The 18,394-nt window shown below is 68.4% G+C and carries 16 protein-coding genes; 5 read left to right on the plus strand and 11 right to left on the minus strand.

Annotated elements, in window-relative coordinates:
• Positions 1 to 28: 28 nt before the first annotated feature.
• Positions 29 to 841 (minus strand): alpha/beta hydrolase, encoded by an 813-nt coding sequence (locus OF819_RS15190; protein ID WP_267244044.1) that lies wholly within the window; start codon positions 839 to 841, stop codon positions 29 to 31.
• A gap of 148 nt (positions 842 to 989) precedes the next feature.
• Between OF819_RS15190 and OF819_RS15195 the strand changes: the two genes are divergently transcribed.
• On the plus strand, positions 990 to 2,669 hold the full coding sequence (locus tag OF819_RS15195) for a HEPN domain-containing protein (RefSeq protein ID WP_267244045.1): 1,680 nt from the start codon (positions 990 to 992) through the stop codon (positions 2,667 to 2,669).
• 69 nt (positions 2,670 to 2,738) lie between these two features.
• On the opposite strand, the gene OF819_RS15200 is transcribed toward OF819_RS15195, so the two are convergent.
• Entirely contained in the window at positions 2,739 to 2,981 is a 243-nt protein-coding gene (locus tag OF819_RS15200) for a helix-turn-helix domain-containing protein (RefSeq protein WP_267244046.1), read from the minus strand.
• Between the two features lie 284 nt (positions 2,982 to 3,265).
• Between OF819_RS15200 and OF819_RS15205 the strand changes: the two genes are divergently transcribed.
• Entirely contained in the window at positions 3,266 to 4,420 is a 1,155-nt protein-coding gene (locus OF819_RS15205) for a hypothetical protein (RefSeq protein ID WP_267244047.1), read from the plus strand.
• An 878-nt stretch (positions 4,421 to 5,298) separates the two neighbouring features.
• Here the strand turns inward: OF819_RS15205 and OF819_RS15210 are convergent.
• From OF819_RS15210 to OF819_RS15220, 3 genes are all read right to left on the minus strand, one after another.
• On the minus strand, positions 5,299 to 5,667 hold the full coding sequence (locus tag OF819_RS15210) for a hypothetical protein (protein ID WP_267244048.1): 369 nt from the start codon (positions 5,665 to 5,667) through the stop codon (positions 5,299 to 5,301).
• 80 nt (positions 5,668 to 5,747) lie between these two features.
• A complete protein-coding gene (locus tag OF819_RS15215) occupies positions 5,748 to 6,713 on the minus strand; it encodes a hypothetical protein (protein ID WP_267244049.1) in 966 nt (321 codons plus the stop codon).
• Between the two features lie 229 nt (positions 6,714 to 6,942).
• Entirely contained in the window at positions 6,943 to 7,398 is a 456-nt protein-coding gene (locus OF819_RS15220; protein ID WP_267244050.1) for a helix-turn-helix domain-containing protein, read from the minus strand.
• A 74-nt stretch (positions 7,399 to 7,472) separates the two neighbouring features.
• Between OF819_RS15220 and OF819_RS15225 the strand changes: the two genes are divergently transcribed.
• Positions 7,473 to 7,943: a hypothetical protein gene (locus OF819_RS15225; RefSeq protein WP_267244051.1), complete on the plus strand. Its 471-nt coding sequence runs from the start codon at positions 7,473 to 7,475 to the stop codon at positions 7,941 to 7,943.
• 132 nt (positions 7,944 to 8,075) lie between these two features.
• Here the strand turns inward: OF819_RS15225 and OF819_RS15230 are convergent, their stop codons facing one another.
• Positions 8,076 to 11,006, minus strand: a complete 2,931-nt coding sequence (locus OF819_RS15230; protein ID WP_267244052.1) for an AAA family ATPase — start codon at positions 11,004 to 11,006, stop codon at positions 8,076 to 8,078.
• Positions 11,007 to 11,064: 58 nt separating this feature from the next.
• Entirely contained in the window at positions 11,065 to 11,718 is a 654-nt protein-coding gene (locus OF819_RS15235; protein WP_267244053.1) for a TetR/AcrR family transcriptional regulator, read from the minus strand.
• A gap of 68 nt (positions 11,719 to 11,786) precedes the next feature.
• On the opposite strand from OF819_RS15235, the gene OF819_RS15240 reads away from it, so the two are divergent.
• Together OF819_RS15240 and OF819_RS15245 are read left to right on the plus strand one after the other, a co-directional pair.
• Positions 11,787 to 13,268 (plus strand): MFS transporter, encoded by a 1,482-nt coding sequence (locus tag OF819_RS15240; RefSeq protein ID WP_267244054.1) that lies wholly within the window; start codon positions 11,787 to 11,789, stop codon positions 13,266 to 13,268.
• Between the two features lie 60 nt (positions 13,269 to 13,328).
• The gene (locus OF819_RS15245) at positions 13,329 to 13,931 is read left to right on the plus strand and encodes an NAD(P)H-dependent oxidoreductase (RefSeq protein WP_267244055.1); all 603 of its coding nucleotides are present in this window, start codon (positions 13,329 to 13,331) and stop codon (positions 13,929 to 13,931) included.
• A gap of 255 nt (positions 13,932 to 14,186) precedes the next feature.
• Here OF819_RS15245 and OF819_RS15250 read toward each other — a convergent pair whose 3' ends face one another.
• Genes OF819_RS15250 through OF819_RS15265 form a run of 4 tightly spaced genes read right to left on the minus strand, consistent with a single transcriptional unit; the run spans position 14,187 to position 18,340 of the window.
• On the minus strand, positions 14,187 to 14,927 hold the full coding sequence (locus tag OF819_RS15250; protein ID WP_267244056.1) for a class I SAM-dependent methyltransferase: 741 nt from the start codon (positions 14,925 to 14,927) through the stop codon (positions 14,187 to 14,189).
• The gene (locus tag OF819_RS15255; RefSeq protein WP_267244057.1) at positions 14,908 to 16,227 is read right to left on the minus strand and encodes a flavodoxin family protein; all 1,320 of its coding nucleotides are present in this window, start codon (positions 16,225 to 16,227) and stop codon (positions 14,908 to 14,910) included. Before OF819_RS15255 ends, OF819_RS15250 begins: the two co-directional genes overlap by 20 nt.
• Positions 16,224 to 17,378 (minus strand): bifunctional diaminohydroxyphosphoribosylaminopyrimidine deaminase/5-amino-6-(5-phosphoribosylamino)uracil reductase RibD, encoded by a 1,155-nt coding sequence (gene ribD / locus OF819_RS15260; RefSeq protein WP_267244058.1) that lies wholly within the window; start codon positions 17,376 to 17,378, stop codon positions 16,224 to 16,226. Before ribD ends, OF819_RS15255 begins: the two co-directional genes overlap by 4 nt.
• The gene (locus OF819_RS15265; protein WP_267244116.1) at positions 17,375 to 18,340 is read right to left on the minus strand and encodes a formylglycine-generating enzyme family protein; all 966 of its coding nucleotides are present in this window, start codon (positions 18,338 to 18,340) and stop codon (positions 17,375 to 17,377) included. Before OF819_RS15265 ends, ribD begins: the two co-directional genes overlap by 4 nt.
• Positions 18,341 to 18,394: the final 54 nt, after the last annotated feature.

An 18,394-nucleotide genomic window follows, 5' to 3' on the forward strand; every position in this document is an offset into this window, starting at 1 on the left:
GGTTCAGGTAGAGCCCACCTGTTTAGCGTTACTTCGTCACCCACTCCGCCACCGTCCGAATCACGAACGCCTGCCACTCTTGGCTCTGGGGGTTGAGGTACTGCGGGTCATCGTGGAGGGCGAAACCGTGCTGTGCTCCCTCGATCTCAACCAGTTGGCATGGCGCCCGGAACCGGGAGACGGCCGACTTCGACGACTCGAACGGCACGAGTGTGTCCCCGGTGCCGTGCACGATGAGCGTCGGAGCCTCGACATTGCCGAGCGATTCATGGGGCCGCAGCCAGAACACCTCGTTGAAGATGGGTCGCCCGTGCTTGAGGGTCGGCGTGAACTGGATGAAGCCCTCCGACGCCAACTGCTGTGCTGCCTCGTCCTGGAGGTAGTCGTTCTCCCAGAAGGGCCGGCTGTCGATGGTGCGCTTCTTGTAGTCGAGCTGGGGGTTGAAGAGCACCAAGCGCGAGACCTCGTCCGGGCGTTGGGCTGCGTAGTACGCACAGATCCCGCCGCCGAAGCTGGCCCCGAGCAACGTGACCTCCGCGGCCCTGGTTACCTCGCGGACGTACGCCAGCATGACCCGAATGTCGTTGAGGATGGCCGACAGGGTGAGTTCTTCCTGACGACCCTCGCTCTGGCCGTGCCCGCGGAGGTCGAAGCGCAGTGAAGCCACACCAGCCTCAGCCAACCCGGCAGCCAACCGCGTGAAGAAGCCGCCTTCCTCGCGGGTGACGCCTCCACCGTGGACGAGCACCACAGCTCGGGAAGTTGGTTGCTCCGGCGTGACCAAGGTGCCCGCCAGGTGGAGACCGTCGAGGGTGCGGACTGTCACGTCAGTTGTCGGCATGCTATGAGAGTAGTGACTAGATGCAGCCGCCGACAGATGACGACCACGGTGCGAGAAGAGAATAGTCCAGCCTGAAGGCGAAGCGTCTCTTACCTTGCTCTATTAGAGGCATACGTTCATAATCTGCCAGAAAGGTAGGAGTTACCACATGGTTGATGAGTCCCAAGTTTCGCCGAAGAACGCTCAATCTCAAGGTGCTGAGCTTGACCTGGATCTGTCTGTCTTGACGTGGATGGAAGAAGTGGCTGGCACCAATCTATTGGCCTACCTTATGAATTCCGATGCAGACTCCATCCGCAGGCTCATCTCGGGCACCTTCGCTCTATCCCAACCGCAGGGTCAAAATGTGCGAGAGTTTGAAGGGCTACGTAATCTAGTTTCGCAACAATTTGGCCAGCATCCTCCTGAAAGCGTGATGGGTGCGGTCCTGACTCAAGTACGCGATGACGGGAGGTCAGTTGCCCATTCTTTGCATCTCCAGGCTGCTGGCTCTGAGGAGATCCCTGCTAGTGAAGACGAGATTGAACGAGCCTTGGTTGCCCTAGCGCTCGATATATACCCCGCCTTCTTGTTGCCTCCTGAACCCGATCCATTGCCGATGATGCCATTTCACACTCCTTTTGTTGTAGCGGGGCTGCTGCATCGCCACCCTCAAACCAAAAGCTTCCTGAACGCAGCACTGCAAGATTCTGTGCTGAAGAAGGTGTTCACGAGCGAGAATGAGGGTACTGGTCGTGTGGCTTATGTGTACACGAATGCTGGGCGCGGCGTTACCGTACAGTTGGTGATGCTGCCTGACATGTTGCTTAACGCAGCCTGGCGGCACGTTCAGGGCGCTGAGATTGATCCGGTATCTTTCGCCAAGGCAGCTCTCGAGGAGTTGCGTCTCGTCAGGGCTGTATTCGCGGGCAAGACTTGTACCATTACAGCCCGAGTGGCGTTCACAGGTGTCTTGCTGCCGGAAGGTGAGAAGTTCGAGATCGACAAGGGAGTTGTCCGCGCTGCAACCGACTTGGATCGGCAATACGCACCAGAATCCCTGCGAGCGAAACTTAGTGGCACCGACGCGTCAGGTACTTCCACAGTTATCAACTATGACGGTGACGTACTGCTGGAGTACAAGTACCCGTACAAGGTCAAAGCGCAAGCGCTCTCGACAGAAGATGTGGACTCCCAATGGCCGAGCGAAATGTTGCCGTCCAGGGACTTTCAGACCGTGGCAACTCGACTGCGTTTTAGTCTCATGCTCGCGGTGGACCGTGATTCAAGAGCGCAGCTCGTACAGACATGGACCCACTTTGACGACCCACTAGGCTATAGCGTTTCCTGGAATGATCCTCGCCAAGGAACCGCCATTATGCCGATTCAACTAACAAGTGAAGAAGTGGCAAGTTGGTGCGACTGGTACGGTCGTCTCAATGCTGAGCCCGTGGCAAAGATCGACCTTGCTCTCACTCGTATCCTGCGGGCTATTGCCGAGCGCCGTGAACCGTCCGATGTTCTCATTGATTCTGTGATTGCATGGGAGAGTCTATTTGGCACGAAAGAGGGAGAGCCGACATTCCGAGTAACCTCATGCATAGCGAAGTTGCTGGCTGACTCCGTCGAGGAACGTATCGCTCTTCGGACTCGACTCGGAAAGATCTATGCCCTTCGTAGCAAAGTAGTCCACGGCAATAGCAATCTCAAGACTGAAGATTACCCACTCTGTCAAGAAGCATTGGATTTCGGTATCCGTGTCGTCAAGATCCTTGTGGCTGATCGGACGGATATTCTTGAACTCCCAGACGGTGCCGCACGAAGCGCAAGGCTACTACTCGGGGATTAACGGTTAATATTGCCATTTCGGGGAAAGCTTGCGAGGAGTCCTGCATTCTCGTGCCACTGCTTTTACGGACTAAGATTCCGGTGCCTTCAAGCCCCGTACTAGCTCGCCTGGATCGACACCCAACGCCTCGGCCAACTTCAGAATGTTGTGAAGACTGACGTTGCGCTGCCCCCGCTCGACCTGCCCGATGAACGTCCAGTGCATACCACTGTCGTCGGCAAGGCGCTCCTGGCTCTTGCCGAGCTCGTTCCTGCGGGCGCGCACCCGGGCCCCAAAGGTCTGGGCAGCGTCTGAGATGGGCTGTTTTGCCATGACAGGCCCAACTACATATGTCCCATGCCTCAAGATCCAGAGACGATGTATCCCAACTATCTACGTCCCATGACTATGTGTCCTATGCTGCCTCTCAAGCAGCCCCCAGGACGCGGAGGAGGTGAGGGTCATGCTGTTCGTCAACGGCAGCGGCGGCAGTGGCGGCACGGGCCGCTAAGCCCGTACTGCACAGCCCAGAAGACCCCGATTCGCACCAGCGCGGCTCGGGGTCTTCGCATGCGCAGCATTGCCCTGAGCTGCATGTTTGTTACAATTGATCTTGTATGTCGAGCACGCTCACGCGCCTCTACCAAACCAAACTCGCACTTCTCGCGACCGTCGTCACGGTGGTTGGTATCGCGCTGATGCTTCTCGCCCACTGGGCGAGCGGCAGTACCGCCGGCGCCTGGCTTGAGAACCTCCCCGTGATGGAGGTCGGCTCGGCCCTCTTCACGACCGGCCTCATCGCCATCTTCTTCGAGTACATCGACCAGGCCGACGCCGAAGCCCGAGCCAACCAGCGCCTCCGCAAGGTGCTGTCCGAGGAAGCGCCTGCCATCCGCGACGCCGTGGTCGACGGCTTCGCCTTCGCGCCCGAGTCCCTGACCAACGTGGCCTCCAAGCAGACCCTCGACCGCATCGTCGAGAACACCTTGAGCATCCGGCTCGGTGACAAGGAGCTGGCCGCCGATGCGTACCAAGACCTCCGGGAACAGATCATCGGCGCCCGGCAACGTTGGGAAGACGCCCACGTGGCCGTAGCGCTCACGCCCTGGGCCAAGGGGCCGGCGGAAGGCCGAGGCGCGATGTTCGTCGCCACCATCCGTTGGGAGTACCGCTTCCTACCTTCGAGCCCGGTGCTCCGCTTCTCCTGTGTCTCCGACCTGGATGTGTACCGGGAGCTACTTGCCGACCCAACCTCCGCAGCAGAGTGGTACTTCCCACCCGTCGACGACCTCGACGCCACGTCGCCCGAAGTCTTCGAACTCGTGGAGCTGACCGTCAACGGCAAGCAGCAGAAGATCCGGCGCAGCGTCCGCAAGGAAGGCCAGGTCTTCACCTGCAACCTGGGCAGCGAGGTGAAGACCGACGAGGTCGTCACCGTCTCGTACACCTACCGCGTGTTGGTACAGCAGCACGGGCACGTCCTACACCTTGACCTCGCCCAGCCGACCAAGGACTTCCGAGCTGAACTCTGGTACGGCGATTGCGGTATCCGCTACATGAACGTCTTGGACTACCTCTCCGGTCCACGCCAACCGCGGCACACCCACCTCTCAGCGTCGGACCCATCACCGAGCGTCGAAGTCGCTTACGAGGGCTGGACGTTCCCCAAGGGCGGTGTGGCGTTCGTGTGGGTGCTGGAGCGGGAGATGCAGGAGGGAAGTGCGTCGAGCAGACAGAAGAAACCGGTAGTTCGCAAGGCTCGAGAGCGTTAGGTTCTTGGACCAGCAGAGAAGGGTGTGATGATGGACTTCACGGACCAACTGGCCAGGGTCGATAGAGCCGAGTGCTTGGGGGCAGGCTTGGCTTCTGCGATACAAAGCTGGTCAGCGTCCGGCCCATGGAGCGGGGAGGCCAGCATTGCTCCTGATCGACTGAGTTGGGAGCTACGGCTTCGAGTCCACCAAGAGCCACCCCTGGGCGCCTGGAGTCTTCAGTTCGGTGAAGCAGCCCACCACCTGCGAGCAGCCCTCGACAACCTCGCCGTAGCTATCGCCGTTCAGTCTGGGGTTACACGGAGAGCAACACTCAAGAACATTTACTTCCCCATCTGTCGTACGGAAGCTGAGTGGGCGAATACTCAGAGCAAGATCGCGTCACTGCCGCAGGAATATCGGGATGCCATCGAGCAAATACAGCCTTTCCAGCGTCTCGAATCCGGTCAGACCATTAATGACGATCCATTGCCGATCCTCAGTTCACTGGACAATCACGACAAGCACCACCTGCAAGTTAAGCCTGTGATGCAGCCTCGTTCTCTTAGCCACGCACCGGCTGTTGAGTTTGAGACTGAAGAGGGGGCTGCGGCAAGCGTTCCTCCCGACATCGAAATATCCGCTCCCTCGTTTATGGACGGAGAGGTACTGCTTCGGCAACGCACTAAGGGAAGAATTTCAAAAGTGAGAGGTGGGTACAGCTTTCATGCTGTCGTTCAGGTCTCTCTCACTGATGGGCGCGAGTTTGGGGTCACGCAGATTCTAGCTGAGGTGTGTCGATACACGCGGCTCGTGATAAGTTACATCGCAGCTGTTGAGTAGTATTTGCGGGACCATGCGCGTTTACCGTAGGGCAACGTATGCCCCAACAGGCAGTTCTATTCGCTGACGGATTTGCCTCGACGGCCACCCCGGCCGGCGCCACCACCCTCCGGCTTCTCTTCCGCGGCGCTGGCCGTAGCTCCCAAGACCTTCTGAATGGCACTACGTCGCTCCTGGAGTCGGCGTTCCTCTTCCTCGATGCCGGCCATGGCCTTTTCGCGGACCTCTTCATCGGCAAGCTTGTTGTCGACCCAGGCTGTGAGAGCTTCCACACCAACCTCGTTAACCGATTGCTCGGTAATTCCTCGGAGTCCCTCAACCTGTTCCCGTAAAGCTGGATCAATGCGAACCGCGAAAACTACTGGCTTACGTTCTTCCTCCCCTCCCGGTACCTGCGGCTGCATGCCTGGTTGTTGTTCGCCCATGTTTGATTCCCTCCCTGTCGTGCGGTAACTAATAATGGTTCTATTTATAACGCAACTGGCAGGGGGATTCAATGCACACGTCAGAAGGGGGGATCGTAAGTGACGTCCGTCTCCGGCCATGCCGCACTCGGTAGCGGAAGATTAGTGACCACGAACAGGTTCAGGATGTCCTCACGATCCATGAACATGATCTGGCTGCGCTTCGAGGCATCAAGCTTGTTGCCCAGCCAGTTGCGCGCCGCCTTCGTAATCTCACCGCCAGCGACAATGAATGCATGGTCCACGAGGACGCGCTTGCCGATCTCGGGATCGAAAATCTCGTGACCAAGCATCATGAGCGCCTGGTTAAGAATCTCAGCTACATTGGCATTACTCGTCTTCGTCACTCCCGACGAGTCGAGCTTGCCTTTCTTCGCCTGAATGCCGAAGTACAAGACATGTTGCGTCGGCAAGGTGTATCGCATCCATACGTCCTTGCCGTACTCCAACGCCTTGTCTTTGTGGCCAGCGGCCGTGATTCGGTGGAACCCAAGTTGCCGGAAGAGCGGAAGCAGGACTTCCTCGATCAGCTCGTCCTCGGAACAAGTATCCAGGTATGCGAGAAGCTGCTCGCGTCGTTCAAGCTCAGCCGCCGAGAAGGGGCGGTGTGGATTGGGCGCAGGCGTGGCGACGGTGTTCGTAGCAACATGGCGCAGATAGCACTTCTTGTCTGGCGCGTAGAACGCCTCGAAGCCTTCCCGGGCCAGCGATGCATTGAGCTGACCCAACGCACCTTGTCGTTTTTCGTCCTCGTTGCGTGCGTCAGCCGGATCCATGAGCCTGTCGACGACGCGAGCGAACGTGTCGGGCGGGGTGTTGGCGTTTGGTTGCGGCTCCGAGAGGATCTTCTCCAGGGTGTCAGCTACCCAGTACTGACGGGTTGAGCCGTCGTGCGCATAGTCAGTCTCGATGTCGGAGAAGAACTCAGTCAGAAAACTGCTACTGCGGTAGACGAAGAAGCTTTCCTCGGCAAGGAAGTTACCGCAGATCATATCTGCGATCTGCATTACTGTGCGCCTTTTGAACTTCATTGCCCCTTCTCTGCCGCCTCGCCATAATTTGTGAACATATTATCCACCTAAAAGCATCAATCATCAAACCCTTTCGCGACAACACCTTTGGCCAAGAAGGATGTGGCACACCCGGACGTGAGTGCACCGCTCGCCAGCCTACGAGCGGCGAGCGGTGCACGTAGAGCAACAGCCCTGCCGGGCAGGAACTGTGCTCAGGATTGGCTCACCTTGGTGCCACAGGCGGTCGCATCCGAACCCCCGCACGCTTGAGCGCCTTGCACACAGCGCTGGCGCTGACGTGGAGTTCGCGCCCGATCCGTGGCGTGCTCCAGCCCTGCTCGTAGAGTTCCGTCGCCCTGGTCACTCGGTCCGGGGTCATCTTCGTCTGTGACCGCTTCACCACACCCGCCCGCTTCAAGTGCTCATCGACAGTGGTTCGGTGTACGCCGTAGCGGCGGGACAGCTCCAACATGCTCGCGCCTCTCCGGTACGCATCCACCAGTTCAGCCACCTCATCCGGCGACAGAATGCGGTTCTCGCGGATTTCTGTCGCGACCACCGGGCTGTCCTGGCCGAGTTCCGGCAGACACTCCAGCTCCGTCTCGGCACCCTCCAGTGCCTTGAGCAGCCTCAACAGGGGTGCCCCAGGGTTCGAAAGGGAGTCGGCCAGGCGCACCACGACGCCAGGCTCCCCGGATCGATCAGTGCACCCAGCGCCGATCTGACCACGGGAGGGCTCATGCCGCAGGAACGTTGGGACCGCCGGAGTCTGCTGCGCGCGGGCGGCGGGATCGCTCGCCGCTCTCGGCCTGGGGTACGGAGCGGGAGCGGCGTCCGCGGCGGTGGGGTGGGTTCGGCGTGGAGCCGCGCGGCAGTGAGAGCTGGCTGTGGACCGAGGTCGATGCGAACGGAGCCGTGGAGTACGCCTGCTCCATCGACCCGGTCCACGACAACATGGCGGTCCGTCACCACAAGGACGGCGGGAAAACGGGCGCGATCACGCAGGGGCCGGTCCTGACCAAGGCGGGCGGCACCCTTGAGTTCCGTGAGCCGGAGGGCCTGGCCATCTATCGCAGGGCGGGCCGGTCCACGGACGTGGATACGCGGTCGCCCAGCGGACGGCGTGGGCATCTCGGTCCGCATGGACGTCAACCCGAGCGGCTCGTGGCGCACCGACCGCGTCGCCAGCACTCGCGGCCACAAGTGGCCTACACCAAGGCGTGAGCCTGCGGCGGCGTCATACGCCGTGACACCGTCGGCGCGGCTCCGGACGCATGGTCTGTCCGGGGCCGCGCCGTCGTCGTGTAGCCGCCTCCCGCCGTCGGCGCGGGTGTGCGCGCCCGTGGCTCGGGGCGGTCAGGCGCATGTCTTGGTCCGTTCGGGGGGAGGCGGGGGTGCGGGTGCGGGCGGCGGGGGGAAGGGCTGTTCGGCGCCGACGGCCGTGCCGAGGTGGCGGCGGTCCGAGATGGACAACTTCCGGTAGACCCGGCTGAGATGCATTTCCACGGTTCGCCGGGTGACGTACAGCCGGTGTGCGATCTCCTTGTTGGTCAGGCCCTCGGCGGCGAGCAGCGCGGCGCGGCGTTCGGCCGGGGTGAGGGCCTCCGGGCCGATCTCGGTCTCGCGGCGTGGCTTCGCGCCCGCCTCTGTGAGGTCCCGGCGCAGTTCCTCGACGAGCAGGCCGGCTCCGCTCCGCTCGGCGAGTGCCAGGGCCGAGCGGAGCTGCTCGCGGGCCTCCCGGGTCCTGCGGGTGCGCATCAGCTCCCGCCCCAGGTCGCGCAGGGCGCGTGCCTCCTCGACCGTGGCTCCCGACTCCTTCAGGGCCGCAGCCGCCTCGGTGAGCAGCTTGAGCCGTGCCTTTCCCGGTGTGAGCAGGCCCAGGACGCGCAGGGCGCCGCCGACGGCGTGGGCCGCTCCCCACCGCCGGGCCATGGCGAGCTCCTCCCGTACGAGCTGCTCGGCCACGGCGGGGCTGCCCAGGTCCGCGTAGACGAGCGCGGCCGCGGAGCGCCAGGGGTAGCGGGGGCACTCTGCCCAGCCGAGGGCCTGGAGCCGGCGGCCGCACTCCTCCAGATCCGCCAGGCCCGCCTTGCGGCGTCCCTCGGCGATATGCAGCCGCCCCCGGTGGAACAGCATGGCGGGCAGTGTCACTTCGGGGGTGCGTTCGGACGGAGCGGCGTCGAGGAGCAGCCGCCTGGCCCCTTCGAGATCCCCGAGGTCGAGCAGGGCGCCGCCCAGCCACCAGCGTGCCCGCAGGGAGCCGAGCCACTCCTGGTCAATGCCGTGCTGGAGGGCTTCCCACGACACATCGGCGGCTTCCTGCAGGTGACCGGCCTGGTAGGCGCATTCGGCCCATACGGCGCCGACCAGCGCGGCCATGGCGTGCGCCCCTTCGGGCAGTTCGCTCCGCAGTGTCCGGCAGGCCTCTCGTGCCTCGGCGTGCTCACCGGCGTGGGACAGGACGAGGGCGAGCAGGAGGCGCGGGGCGATCAGCGGATTGGCCGCGTCCAGGGGTTCGGCGAGCCCGAGGCGCGCGCAGTGCACGGCTTCCTTGCGGCGGGCGCCGCTCTGCTGGGCGCGCAGGGCCTGAAGAGCCGACTCGGCGAGCCGTATCCAGCAGGGCCGGTCGTCCTCTCCGGGGGCGGGCCGGGGCAGGGCGCGTACGACTCCGCCGGCGAGCAGTGAGAGCAGGTCCCGTATGACGCACACGCCGAAGCGCAGCTCCTCCGCGCCCTCGGCGTGTTCCAGTTCGGCGGCCGTACGGTGGGCCGTCCGCAGCGCCTCGGGGAGCTCGCCGGCCAGCGCGAGGGCCTGGACCAGATCAGCGAGGACCGGGCCCCGGGCCGGGTCGTCCTCGCGCATCAGCCGCAGGGCGCCGCGGAAGCGGTCGGCGGCGGCGACGGGATCGTCGGCGAGTGCGACCCGGCCGAGCCGCCGCAGCACTCCCGGCTCCGGCCCGGCCTCCTCCAACGCGCGTGTCAGACAGTCACCGGCCCCGGCGAAGTCGCCGCTCGCCAGGGCCGCGTCGGCCGCCTCGGCGAGTAACCGGTGGGCCCATGGCTCTCCCAGCGGGGCGGACCGCAGCAGATGCGCGGTGATCTGTGCGGCGGGGGCGGCGCGGGCGTGCAGCGCGGCGGCGCTCGCGGTGTGCAGGCGGGTCCGGTCGCTGGGCAGCATGGCCGTGAGGAAGGACTGGCGGACCACGGGCTGTGCGAAGCCGACGCCCGCGGGGCAGTCGTGCAGGACGCCCCAGCGGGTGAGCTTCTGGAGCGTGTCGGCGGCCTCCGCCCGGGTTGTCTCCGCGATGTCGGCGATGAGCCGGGCGTCCGCGCCGCGGTCGAGCACGGCCAGGGCGTCGAGCACCCGGCCCGCGCCGGGGATCCAGGCGCACCGGGCGGCGAGGGTCTCGGCGATCTCGGCCGAGCCGAGATCGCCGATGGCGGCGGCGGTCAGGCGCGCCGCTTCCACGCCGCTGTGGGAGATCTCGCGCAGGACGGCGTGGACGAGGAGCGGATTGCCCGCGGTCGACCGGCACAGGGCCATGGCGGCTTCGGAGTCGACCGGTTCACCGAAGGCGGAGCTCATCAGGTAGGCGACGCTGTCGGCGTCGAGGTTGCGGACCACCATGCGGCGGTGGAAGTCGGAGGCGACCCCGGCCAGGGTCGTCGCGCCGGGGTGGTGGGGCGTGCAGGTCTTCGGCTCGGTGTGGCCATGGGCCAGGGTGGCGACCAGGGCGACGGGCAGCCCGTCGAGCCGTGCCATGAGGTGGGCGAGCCACTGGAGCGAGTCCCGGTCCGCCCAGTGCAGGTCGTCGACGGTGATCAGGAGCGGCCGGCGGGGGGCGAGAGCGGTCACCAGACGGTGCATACGGTGCGCCTGGGCCGAGGCGTCGCAGGCGTCTTCGGCGGACCCGGCAGGCCCGGCGGACCCGGCGGACCCGGCGGACCCGGCAGGCCCGGCAGGCCCGGCAGGCCCTTCGGATGCCCATTCCGGCATATCCCAGGCCGCCGCACCGAGGTGCTCACGTCCCGGCGAGGCGGCCGCGGACGCCCGGAGTTGGTCGATTAACTGGGACAACAGGCTGCCGGGCAGGGTCTGTTCCGCCTGGCGGGCGCGCGCGGAGACCACCTCGAACCCGGCGCCGCGCGCGAATCGCAACGCGGCGCGCACCAAGACGGACTTGCCGCTGCCTATGCCTCCCTCCAGGAGCAGACTCGCGCCAAGGCCGGACACGGCGGATGCCAGCACCCGCTTCAGTGCGGACACTTCGGAATCTCGGCTCAGCATTGAACTCCTTGTCGTACTCGCGGAGCCCGCGGCGCGGTCGCGCCCGTCGGCTCTCCCCTCAGAAGTCGTCCCGGTGCTCCCGGTGCCACTGGCTGGTGGCCACACCCCCGAGGACGACCATGACCACGTCCTCCGCCAGCGCGTTGGTGACGGGCAGGTGGTTGAAGAGCACCCGGTAGTACGTGGTCGAGGCCAGCATGTCCAGAAGCAGGTCGATGTCCGCGTCCGCGCGGATGTCGCCGCGGCGGATGCCGCGCCGCAGCGCTTCGGCCGTCGACGCCCTGCGCGGGTGGAAGAACTTGCTGAGGAACTCCGACTCCAGCTCCGGGTCGCTGGCCAGGTCGGCGACGAGGGCGGGCAGTGCGCGCCGCCCCACGGCGGTGGTGAAGGAGCGGCTGAGCGTGCCGATCCCCGCGATCAGGTCGCAGTGCGTGCAGCCGGTGTCGGGCGTGGGCGTGGTGCCCATGGTGGTGGCGAGCACATCCACCACGAGGTGCTGCCGCGAGCGCCATCGGCGGCGCAGCGCCGGCTTGCTCGTCCCCGCGAGTGTGGCGACCGCCTCCATGGTGAGGCCGGAGTAGCCGACCTCGTTGAGGATCCGCAGCACCGCTTCGGGCACGGCCGCGTCGATGCGCTCGTCGCGGGGCCGGCCGGCGCGCTGCCGTCCGGCCGAGGGGTCGGCGTTCCCGGAGTCCGTCGGGGTGTTCAGCATGCGGCCAGTATAAGTATAGTTGCGTTCCGTTCCGACTCGGAACGATATTTTTGACTCAAGGAGTGGCAATGTCTCAGCACGTCACCCAGCAGGAAGAGGAATCGGGCGAACCGGCCGCGCCCCCGACCGCGACCACCGGGGGGCAACGGTCCGAGAGCGTGTTCTCCGGCCCCTACCGGGCCCTCACCCTGGGCATCCTTCTCTCGGTCGGCATGGTCGCCTTTGAATCGCTCGGCGTGGCCACCGTGCTGCCCGCGATCGCCGGCAAGCTGGACGGCCTCGGCGCCTATGGCTGGGGCCTGTCCGCGCTGATGCTCGCCAACATCGTCGGCACCGTGCTCGCCGGCCGGGCGGCGGACCGGCGCGGGCCCTGGGCGCCGGTGGCGCTCGGGGTCGCCGTCTTCGCCCTCGGATGCCTGATCGCGGGCGCGGCCGTGTCCTGGCCGCTGTTCCTGCTCGGCCGGTTCGTCCAGGGGCTCGGCGTGGGCGCCGTGATGTCCATGGCGTACGCGGTGATCGGCCTCGCCTACCCGGAGCATCTGCGGGCCCGGATGTTCGCCCTGCTCTCCTCGGCGTGGACCATCCCCTCGCTCGTCGGCCCGGTGATCGCCGGGGCGCTGACGGACCTCACCAGCTGGCGCGCCGTCTTCCTGCTGATGCTGCCGCTGATCCTGGCCGCCGCCGCGCTCACCCTGCCCGGTCTGCGCAGGCTCGACCGGCCCGAGACCGCCCCGGACGGCCCCGCACAGCCCTGGTGGAAGAGCCCGCTGGCCAACGCCGTCTATCTCACCGTCGGCACCGCGATCCTGCTGCAGGCCCTGCTGCTGAAGAACCTGGTCCTGCTGGCGGTCTTCACCGTGGTCGGCCTGGCCGTCGCGATCCCCTCGCTGCGGCGCGTCACCCCGGAGGGCACCCTGTCCGCCCGTGCGGGCATCGGCGCCGGCATCGCCATCCGCGGCCTGCTGTGCGGTGTCTACTTCGGCAGCGAGGCGTTCCTGCCGCTCGGGCTCCAGGAGCTGCGCGGCATGGGCGTCACCCTGGCGGGCCTCGGCCTCTCCGCGGGCGCGATCACCTGGGTGGCCGGCTCGCTCATCCAGGCCAAGCGGGACGGCGGCGGACGGGCCTCGCGTTCCGGCAGCGTCGCCCTCGGCTTCGGGATCCTCCTGGCCGGCGTCGCGGTGATCGCCCTGTCCGTGCTCACCGAGGCCGTCCCGTCCTGGCTCGCCATCGTCGGCTGGGGCATCGGCGGAATCGGCATGGGCATCGCGTTCAACGCCTCCACCACCGACACCCTGGAACAGACGCCCGGGGAGCGGCAGGGCGAGGTCAGCGGCGCACTGCAGCTCGCCCAGACCCTCGCCACGGCGCTCATCGCCGGTCTCGGCGGCGCGGCCATCGCCATCTTCCGGCACTACGACGGCTCGACCCGCTCCGCGCTGCTCGTGGTCTTCGCGCTCACCGCCGTGCTCTCGCTGCTCGGCGCGCTGCTGGCGCCGCGGCTGCGCGCCACGTCGGCCACCAGGTCCGGCGCCGCGCCCGCGAGCGCCTGACGGGCAGGCAGGCGGGCCGGACCCACCGGGTCAGACCGAGGACGAGGAGACGTGACGGCTGTGACCGACGTACACATCATGGGGCTCTGCGCCCCCGCGGAAACCGACCCCTACGGAGAACTGCTGCTGCGGGCGCTCGCGACACCCGGCTGCGAAGGCGTCCGCCTGGACGTCCGCCCGGTGCCGCCCGACCTGCCGCCGCACCGCGAACTGCCGCCGGACCGGCTGCCCCCGGCCGTACGGGCCTTACGGCAGGAGGCGGAGCGGGCACACGCGCTGCTGCTCGCCGTGCCGGAGCACCCGGACACCCCGCCCGGTCCCCTGCTCACCGCACTGCAGTGGCTGGCCAGACCCACGGCCGGGGCCCCGCTCGCCGGCAAGCCGGCCGCCGTGCTGACCACGGCGGCCGGGAACGCCTCGGACCCGGAGCCGTTCACCAGCGCCGAGCACATCCTGCTCGCCGCCGACAGCGAGATCGTCGGACCGCGCTCGATCGTGCCGAACGCGGCGCGGATTCTGCACGACCAGGGCGGACCGGACGGCTGGGTGTTCATCAGCGACCCCTCGGTCACCATCCGGCTGCTCCTGCACATCCGCCGCCTGGACGCGGAGGCCCGCGCCACGGCGAGCCTCGGCCCGGCGCCGGGACCGCCCTGGGTATAGGCCGGTAGGCCGCCGCCCGCCCCTCCGGGGCAAGACAATCCCCCTCCGGGCAGGGCAGTCCCCCTCCCGGGCATGGCATTCCGCCCCATCCGGTCCGGGCATGCCGCCCCGGCGCGGGCGGTCCGCCCGGGAGGTGGACCAGGGGGGTGGACCGGGGGCCCGGAACGCGGACCGGGCGGCGGCCCGGCAGACGGCCGGTGGCCCGGCCCCCGTTCACCAGGGGCCGGGCCACCGGCTCGCGCGCTCGACCTGCCGTCAGGCGCGGCAGCGCAGCATCTCCAGCGGCGGGTTGGCCAGGAAGTCGGCCCAGAAAGCGGCCCCGAACTTCCGCACACCCTCTTCGGGCACCTGAAGCGGGACCCAGGTCACCTCGCCGAAGCCGGCGGCCCGCAGACAGGTCTCGTAGACCTCGCGGCGCGGATAGACGGTCACAAACTCGATCGGCGGGTCGAGCAGCGCCGTGATCCTCACCCGCGGCCCGGTCCCGGCCTCCTCCCCGGTCGGCTCGTAGAGGAAGCCGTACTTGCCCGTGGGCGGCCCGTCGAAACGGTAGTCGGGGGCCTGGGTGAGCACGAAGAACTCGCCGCCGGGGACCAGGCTCCGGTGGATTCCCCGGCACATCCGCTCCATGGTGGCGGCGTCCTCCGCGTAGTTGAGCAGATAGACCGCCGTGGCAAGGTCGAAGCGCCGCCCGAGCGGCGGCAGTTCGGAGACGTCGCCCACCTCGTAGCGCACCCCGAGCGGATCGCGCTCCTCCAGCTGCCGTGCGGCCGCCACCATCTCACGGGAGATGTCGATCCCGAGCACCTCGGCCGCGCCGCGCCGCTTGAACTGCCGCGTGTAGAAGCCGGTGCCGGAGGCCAGGTCGAGGACCGACTTGCCGCGTACGTCCCCGAGCATGGCCAGGAAGCTGCCCACCTCCGGGTAGCGGGCCAGCGGCAGGGACTTGAATCCCTCGTACGCCTCACCGATCTCGTCATACTGCTGCACGCTCACCGTGCTGTCCTCCCCTGCGTTCCGTCATGTCCTCGCCCTGGTCCCGCCCGGCGCCGTCGCCATAGCCGTAGCCGTCGCCGTCGCCGCCGGGGCCGTACGGTGCGTACGGCGTCGTCCGGCGCAGCAGCCGCCCCGCCGTCGCCGCGCGCCGTCCCTGGTGCGCCGCGGCCGCCAGGGCCGCCGCGGACGGCGCCGCACCGGCGTCCCCCGCATACACCGCGCCGTACGGATTGCCGCCCGCCGCCGCGACCTCCGGGGCGGTGAAGCCCGGCGGCACGATCACCCCGCCGCTGTGCAGCAGCACATGGTGGAAGGCCAGAAGCGCGGACTCGCTGCCCGCGTGGGTGCGCGGCGTCACGGTGAACGCGCTCACGGGCTTGCCGGACAACAGCCCGGCCCCGTACTCCAGGGACTGCACAAAGCCGACCAGTTCCGCGGCCATCGCCCCGAGCCGCGCCGGCGCCCCGAACACCACCGCGTCCGCCCAGGCGAGATCCTCGGCGGCGGCGACGGCCGCGGCTCCCGGCAGCCAGGATGTCCGAGCCGCCTCCGCTCCGGGGACCCGGCGCAGCCGCACCCGCGCACCGGCCGACCGGGCGCCCGCGGCGCACTCCTGCGCCAGCAGGCGCGCGGCGGCGTCGTCGGCGCAGTGCACCACCGTCACCCTGACCGGCCCGCCGGACCCGGACCCCGAACCGGCGCCTTCACCGGCCCCGGTCCCGGCCCCAACTCCGGCCTCCGGACGGGCGCGAGCGGTGATGCCGGCGAGCCGCCGCCCCTGCGCACGGGCCGCCTCCGCCTCGTGGGCGCTCGCGCCGCCGCCCGGCCTTGCCGTGGCGGAGACGCCGTACGCGTTGCCGCCGGCGCGCCGCACGGCGGGGTCGGCCGGGTCGGCGCCGACGATCCAGGACCCCCAGTGGCAGACGGTCTGGTGCAGTGCGAGCAGCGTCGCCTCGCGGCCGCCGTGGGTGCTGGTCGACGCGGTCATGGCGGTCACCGCCCGGTCCGCGAGCCTGCCCTCGCGCCACAGCGGGCTCGTCGTCTCCAGAAACCGCTTGAACGGGGATGACACATTCCCGAAGTAGGTGGGGGCCGCCAGGACCAGCCCGTCCGCCCACAGCACGTCCCCGGCCGCGGCGACGGGCTCCGGCCACCGCGCGCCGCCCCGGCCCTCCTCCTCGGCCACCTGGAGCAGCCGCACTTCGGCGCCCCGGTCCCGGGCCCCCTCGGCGGCCCGGGCGGCCAGGGCCCGCACCGTTCCGTGGCGGCTGTGATGGACCACCGCGATACGGGGCCTCACGACGGCTCCCCCGGCGAGGACTCCCCCGGCAGCGGGCTGGTGCGCAGCGTGAGGCGGACGTCCTCGCCGACGCGCCGCGCCTCGTCCCAGTGGAGCCGCATCCCGTCGCCGAGCGTTCCGGCTCCGAAGTCGTCGAGCACCGGGCGCGACCGGGAGCCGAGCAGCAGCGGCGCCACATACCCGACGATCCGGTCGAGCAGCCCGTGTGCGGCGAACGACGCCGCGAGCCTGGCCCCGCCCTCCAGCAGGACGGAGCGCAGACCGCGCCGGTAGAGCTCGCCGTTCAGGGCCCCGAGGTCCAGCGCCCCGTCGATCACGGGCAGTTCCAGCACCTCGTGCCTGCCGGGGACGCAGGGCGGGACCGCGCCCTTGCCGATCGCGACGAGGGTGGGCGCGGCGTCGTCGAGCACCCGCGCGTCGTGCCGGATCGAGCCGGTCCGGTCCAGCACCACCCGCAGCGGCGCCCGCCCTTCCACCTCGTGCCGCAGTCCCAGGTGCGGGTCGTCGGCGTCAAGCGTCCCCGAGCCGACCAGGACCGCGTCATGCGCGGCGCGCAAGGCGTGCGCGTCCCGGCGGGCCGCCGGCCCCGTGATCCACCGCGAGGTGCCGTCGGGCGCGGCCGATCTGCCGTCCAGGCTGCCGCCGAACTTCCAGGTGACGCAGGGGCGTCCCCGGCGCACCGCGGTGAGCCAGAGCTCGTTGCCCCGCTCGGCCTCCGCTCGCAGCACGCCTCCCTGTACGGACACGCCGGCCGCGCGCAGCCGGTCCGCGCCGCCCGCCGCGTCGGGGTCCGGGTCGGGCACCGCGTACACGACCCGCCCGATGCCCGCCGCGAGCAGCGCGTCGGCGCAGGGGCCGGTGCGCCCCTGGTGCGCACAGGGCTCCAGGGTGACCACGGCGGTCGCGCCGCGCGCCCGCACCCCCGCGTTGGCGAGCGCCTCGATCTCGGCGTGCATATGCCCGGCCCCCCGGTGGAACCCCTCGCTGATCGGGACGCCGCCGGGGTCGAGGAGGACGCAGCCGACCACGGGGTTGGGGCTGGTGCGGCCGAGCGCCGTTCCGGCGAGGGAGATCGCGCGCCGCATGGCGGCCTCTTCGGCCGCGGACGCGGGTACGGATGCGGATGCGGATGCGGATGCGGCGGCCGTCATGGCGTCTCCGCGAGGCGGAAGCCCATGGCGTAGATCTCCCGCGCGTACCAGCCGTGCCGGCGGCGGCAGCGGGCCAGGTCGCCGAAGCGGGTGAAGCTGCCGCCGCGGGCGATCCGGTACTCGCCGCGGCTGACGGCGAGGTCGTCCGCGATGTCCGTGCCTCCGGGGTACGGACGGTAGCTGTCCGCCGTGTACTCCTCGACGTTGCCCGCCATGTCGTGCACGCCGAACGGCGAACGGCCGGCGGGGAACACGCCGATGGGCGTGGTGGCCAGCGGCCCGTGCTCCACCGTGTTGGCGTGGTCGGCCGCGAAGTCCTCACCCCACGGGAACTCCCGGCCCCCGGCGCCCGCCGCGGCGTACTCCCACTCCGCCTCGGCCGGCAGCCGGAAGGCCCGCCCGGTGCGCTCCGCGAGCCAGGCGGCATAGCGGTCGGCGGCTTCGGGGGACACCGTCCACACCGGATGGTTGCCCAGGTGTTCGGGGTACCCGCCGAACCGCCAGGACGACGGCAGCTCGGCATCTGAAGTCTCCTCCAGGAACCGGCGGTACTCGATGTTGGTGACCGGGTGGAGCGCGATGCGGAAGGCCGGGATGTCCTTCTCGTATGCCGGGCACTCCTTGGCGATCCACTCCGCCTCCACCCCGGCGTGCCGCCACCGTGCGGTCACCTCGGCGACCGCCGCGCGGGGAAGCCCGAGCCGCACCCGGGCGGCCGGGACGTCGGCCATCGGCGGGTCGTCCGGTCTGATCCGCGGATCGCCGACCAGGCCGAGGACAGTGCCTGCGGCGTACCGGCGGGCGAAGGACAGGCCCGGGTCCTCGGCGACCGCCACCAGGGTCTCGGCCGGGGCCGCGAGCAGATCGCGATGAGCCGCGAGCGGCCACGGTTCGGTGCGGGCGGCGAAGGCGTCGGGCAGTCCCATGGCCGCGCGGTCGGACAGGGTGTTGGGGTTGGCCATGACGACGGGTGTGCCGGCCGCGGCTGCTGCGGCTGCCGTGCCGGCGGGTTCGGT

The organism is Streptomyces sp. PR69, from assembly GCF_026420845.1.
Classification (GTDB): Bacteria; Actinomycetota; Actinomycetes; order Streptomycetales; family Streptomycetaceae; genus Streptomyces.

Bases quoted from the DNA above. Each gene is read 5' to 3' on its own strand.
- OF819_RS15235 (WP_267244053.1), bottom strand. From the start codon at position 11,718: ATGCTGAACACCCCGACGGACTCCGGGAACGCCGACCCCTCGGCCGGA.
- OF819_RS15205 (WP_267244047.1), top strand. From the start codon at position 3,266: ATGTCGAGCACGCTCACGCGCCTCTACCAAACCAAACTCGCACTTCTC.
- ribD (WP_267244058.1), bottom strand. From the start codon at position 17,378: ATGACGGCCGCCGCATCCGCATCCGCATCCGCATCCGTACCCGCGTCC.
- OF819_RS15195 (WP_267244045.1), top strand. From the start codon at position 990: ATGGTTGATGAGTCCCAAGTTTCGCCGAAGAACGCTCAATCTCAAGGT.
- OF819_RS15200 (WP_267244046.1), bottom strand. From the start codon at position 2,981: ATGGCAAAACAGCCCATCTCAGACGCTGCCCAGACCTTTGGGGCCCGG.
- OF819_RS15190 (WP_267244044.1), bottom strand. From the start codon at position 841: ATGCCGACAACTGACGTGACAGTCCGCACCCTCGACGGTCTCCACCTG.
- OF819_RS15265 (WP_267244116.1), bottom strand. From the start codon at position 18,340: ATGGCCAACCCCAACACCCTGTCCGACCGCGCGGCCATGGGACTGCCC.
- OF819_RS15240 (WP_267244054.1), top strand. From the start codon at position 11,787: ATGTCTCAGCACGTCACCCAGCAGGAAGAGGAATCGGGCGAACCGGCC.
- OF819_RS15230 (WP_267244052.1), bottom strand. From the start codon at position 11,006: ATGCTGAGCCGAGATTCCGAAGTGTCCGCACTGAAGCGGGTGCTGGCA.
- OF819_RS15210 (WP_267244048.1), bottom strand. From the start codon at position 5,667: ATGGGCGAACAACAACCAGGCATGCAGCCGCAGGTACCGGGAGGGGAG.
- OF819_RS15215 (WP_267244049.1), bottom strand. From the start codon at position 6,713: ATGCAGATCGCAGATATGATCTGCGGTAACTTCCTTGCCGAGGAAAGC.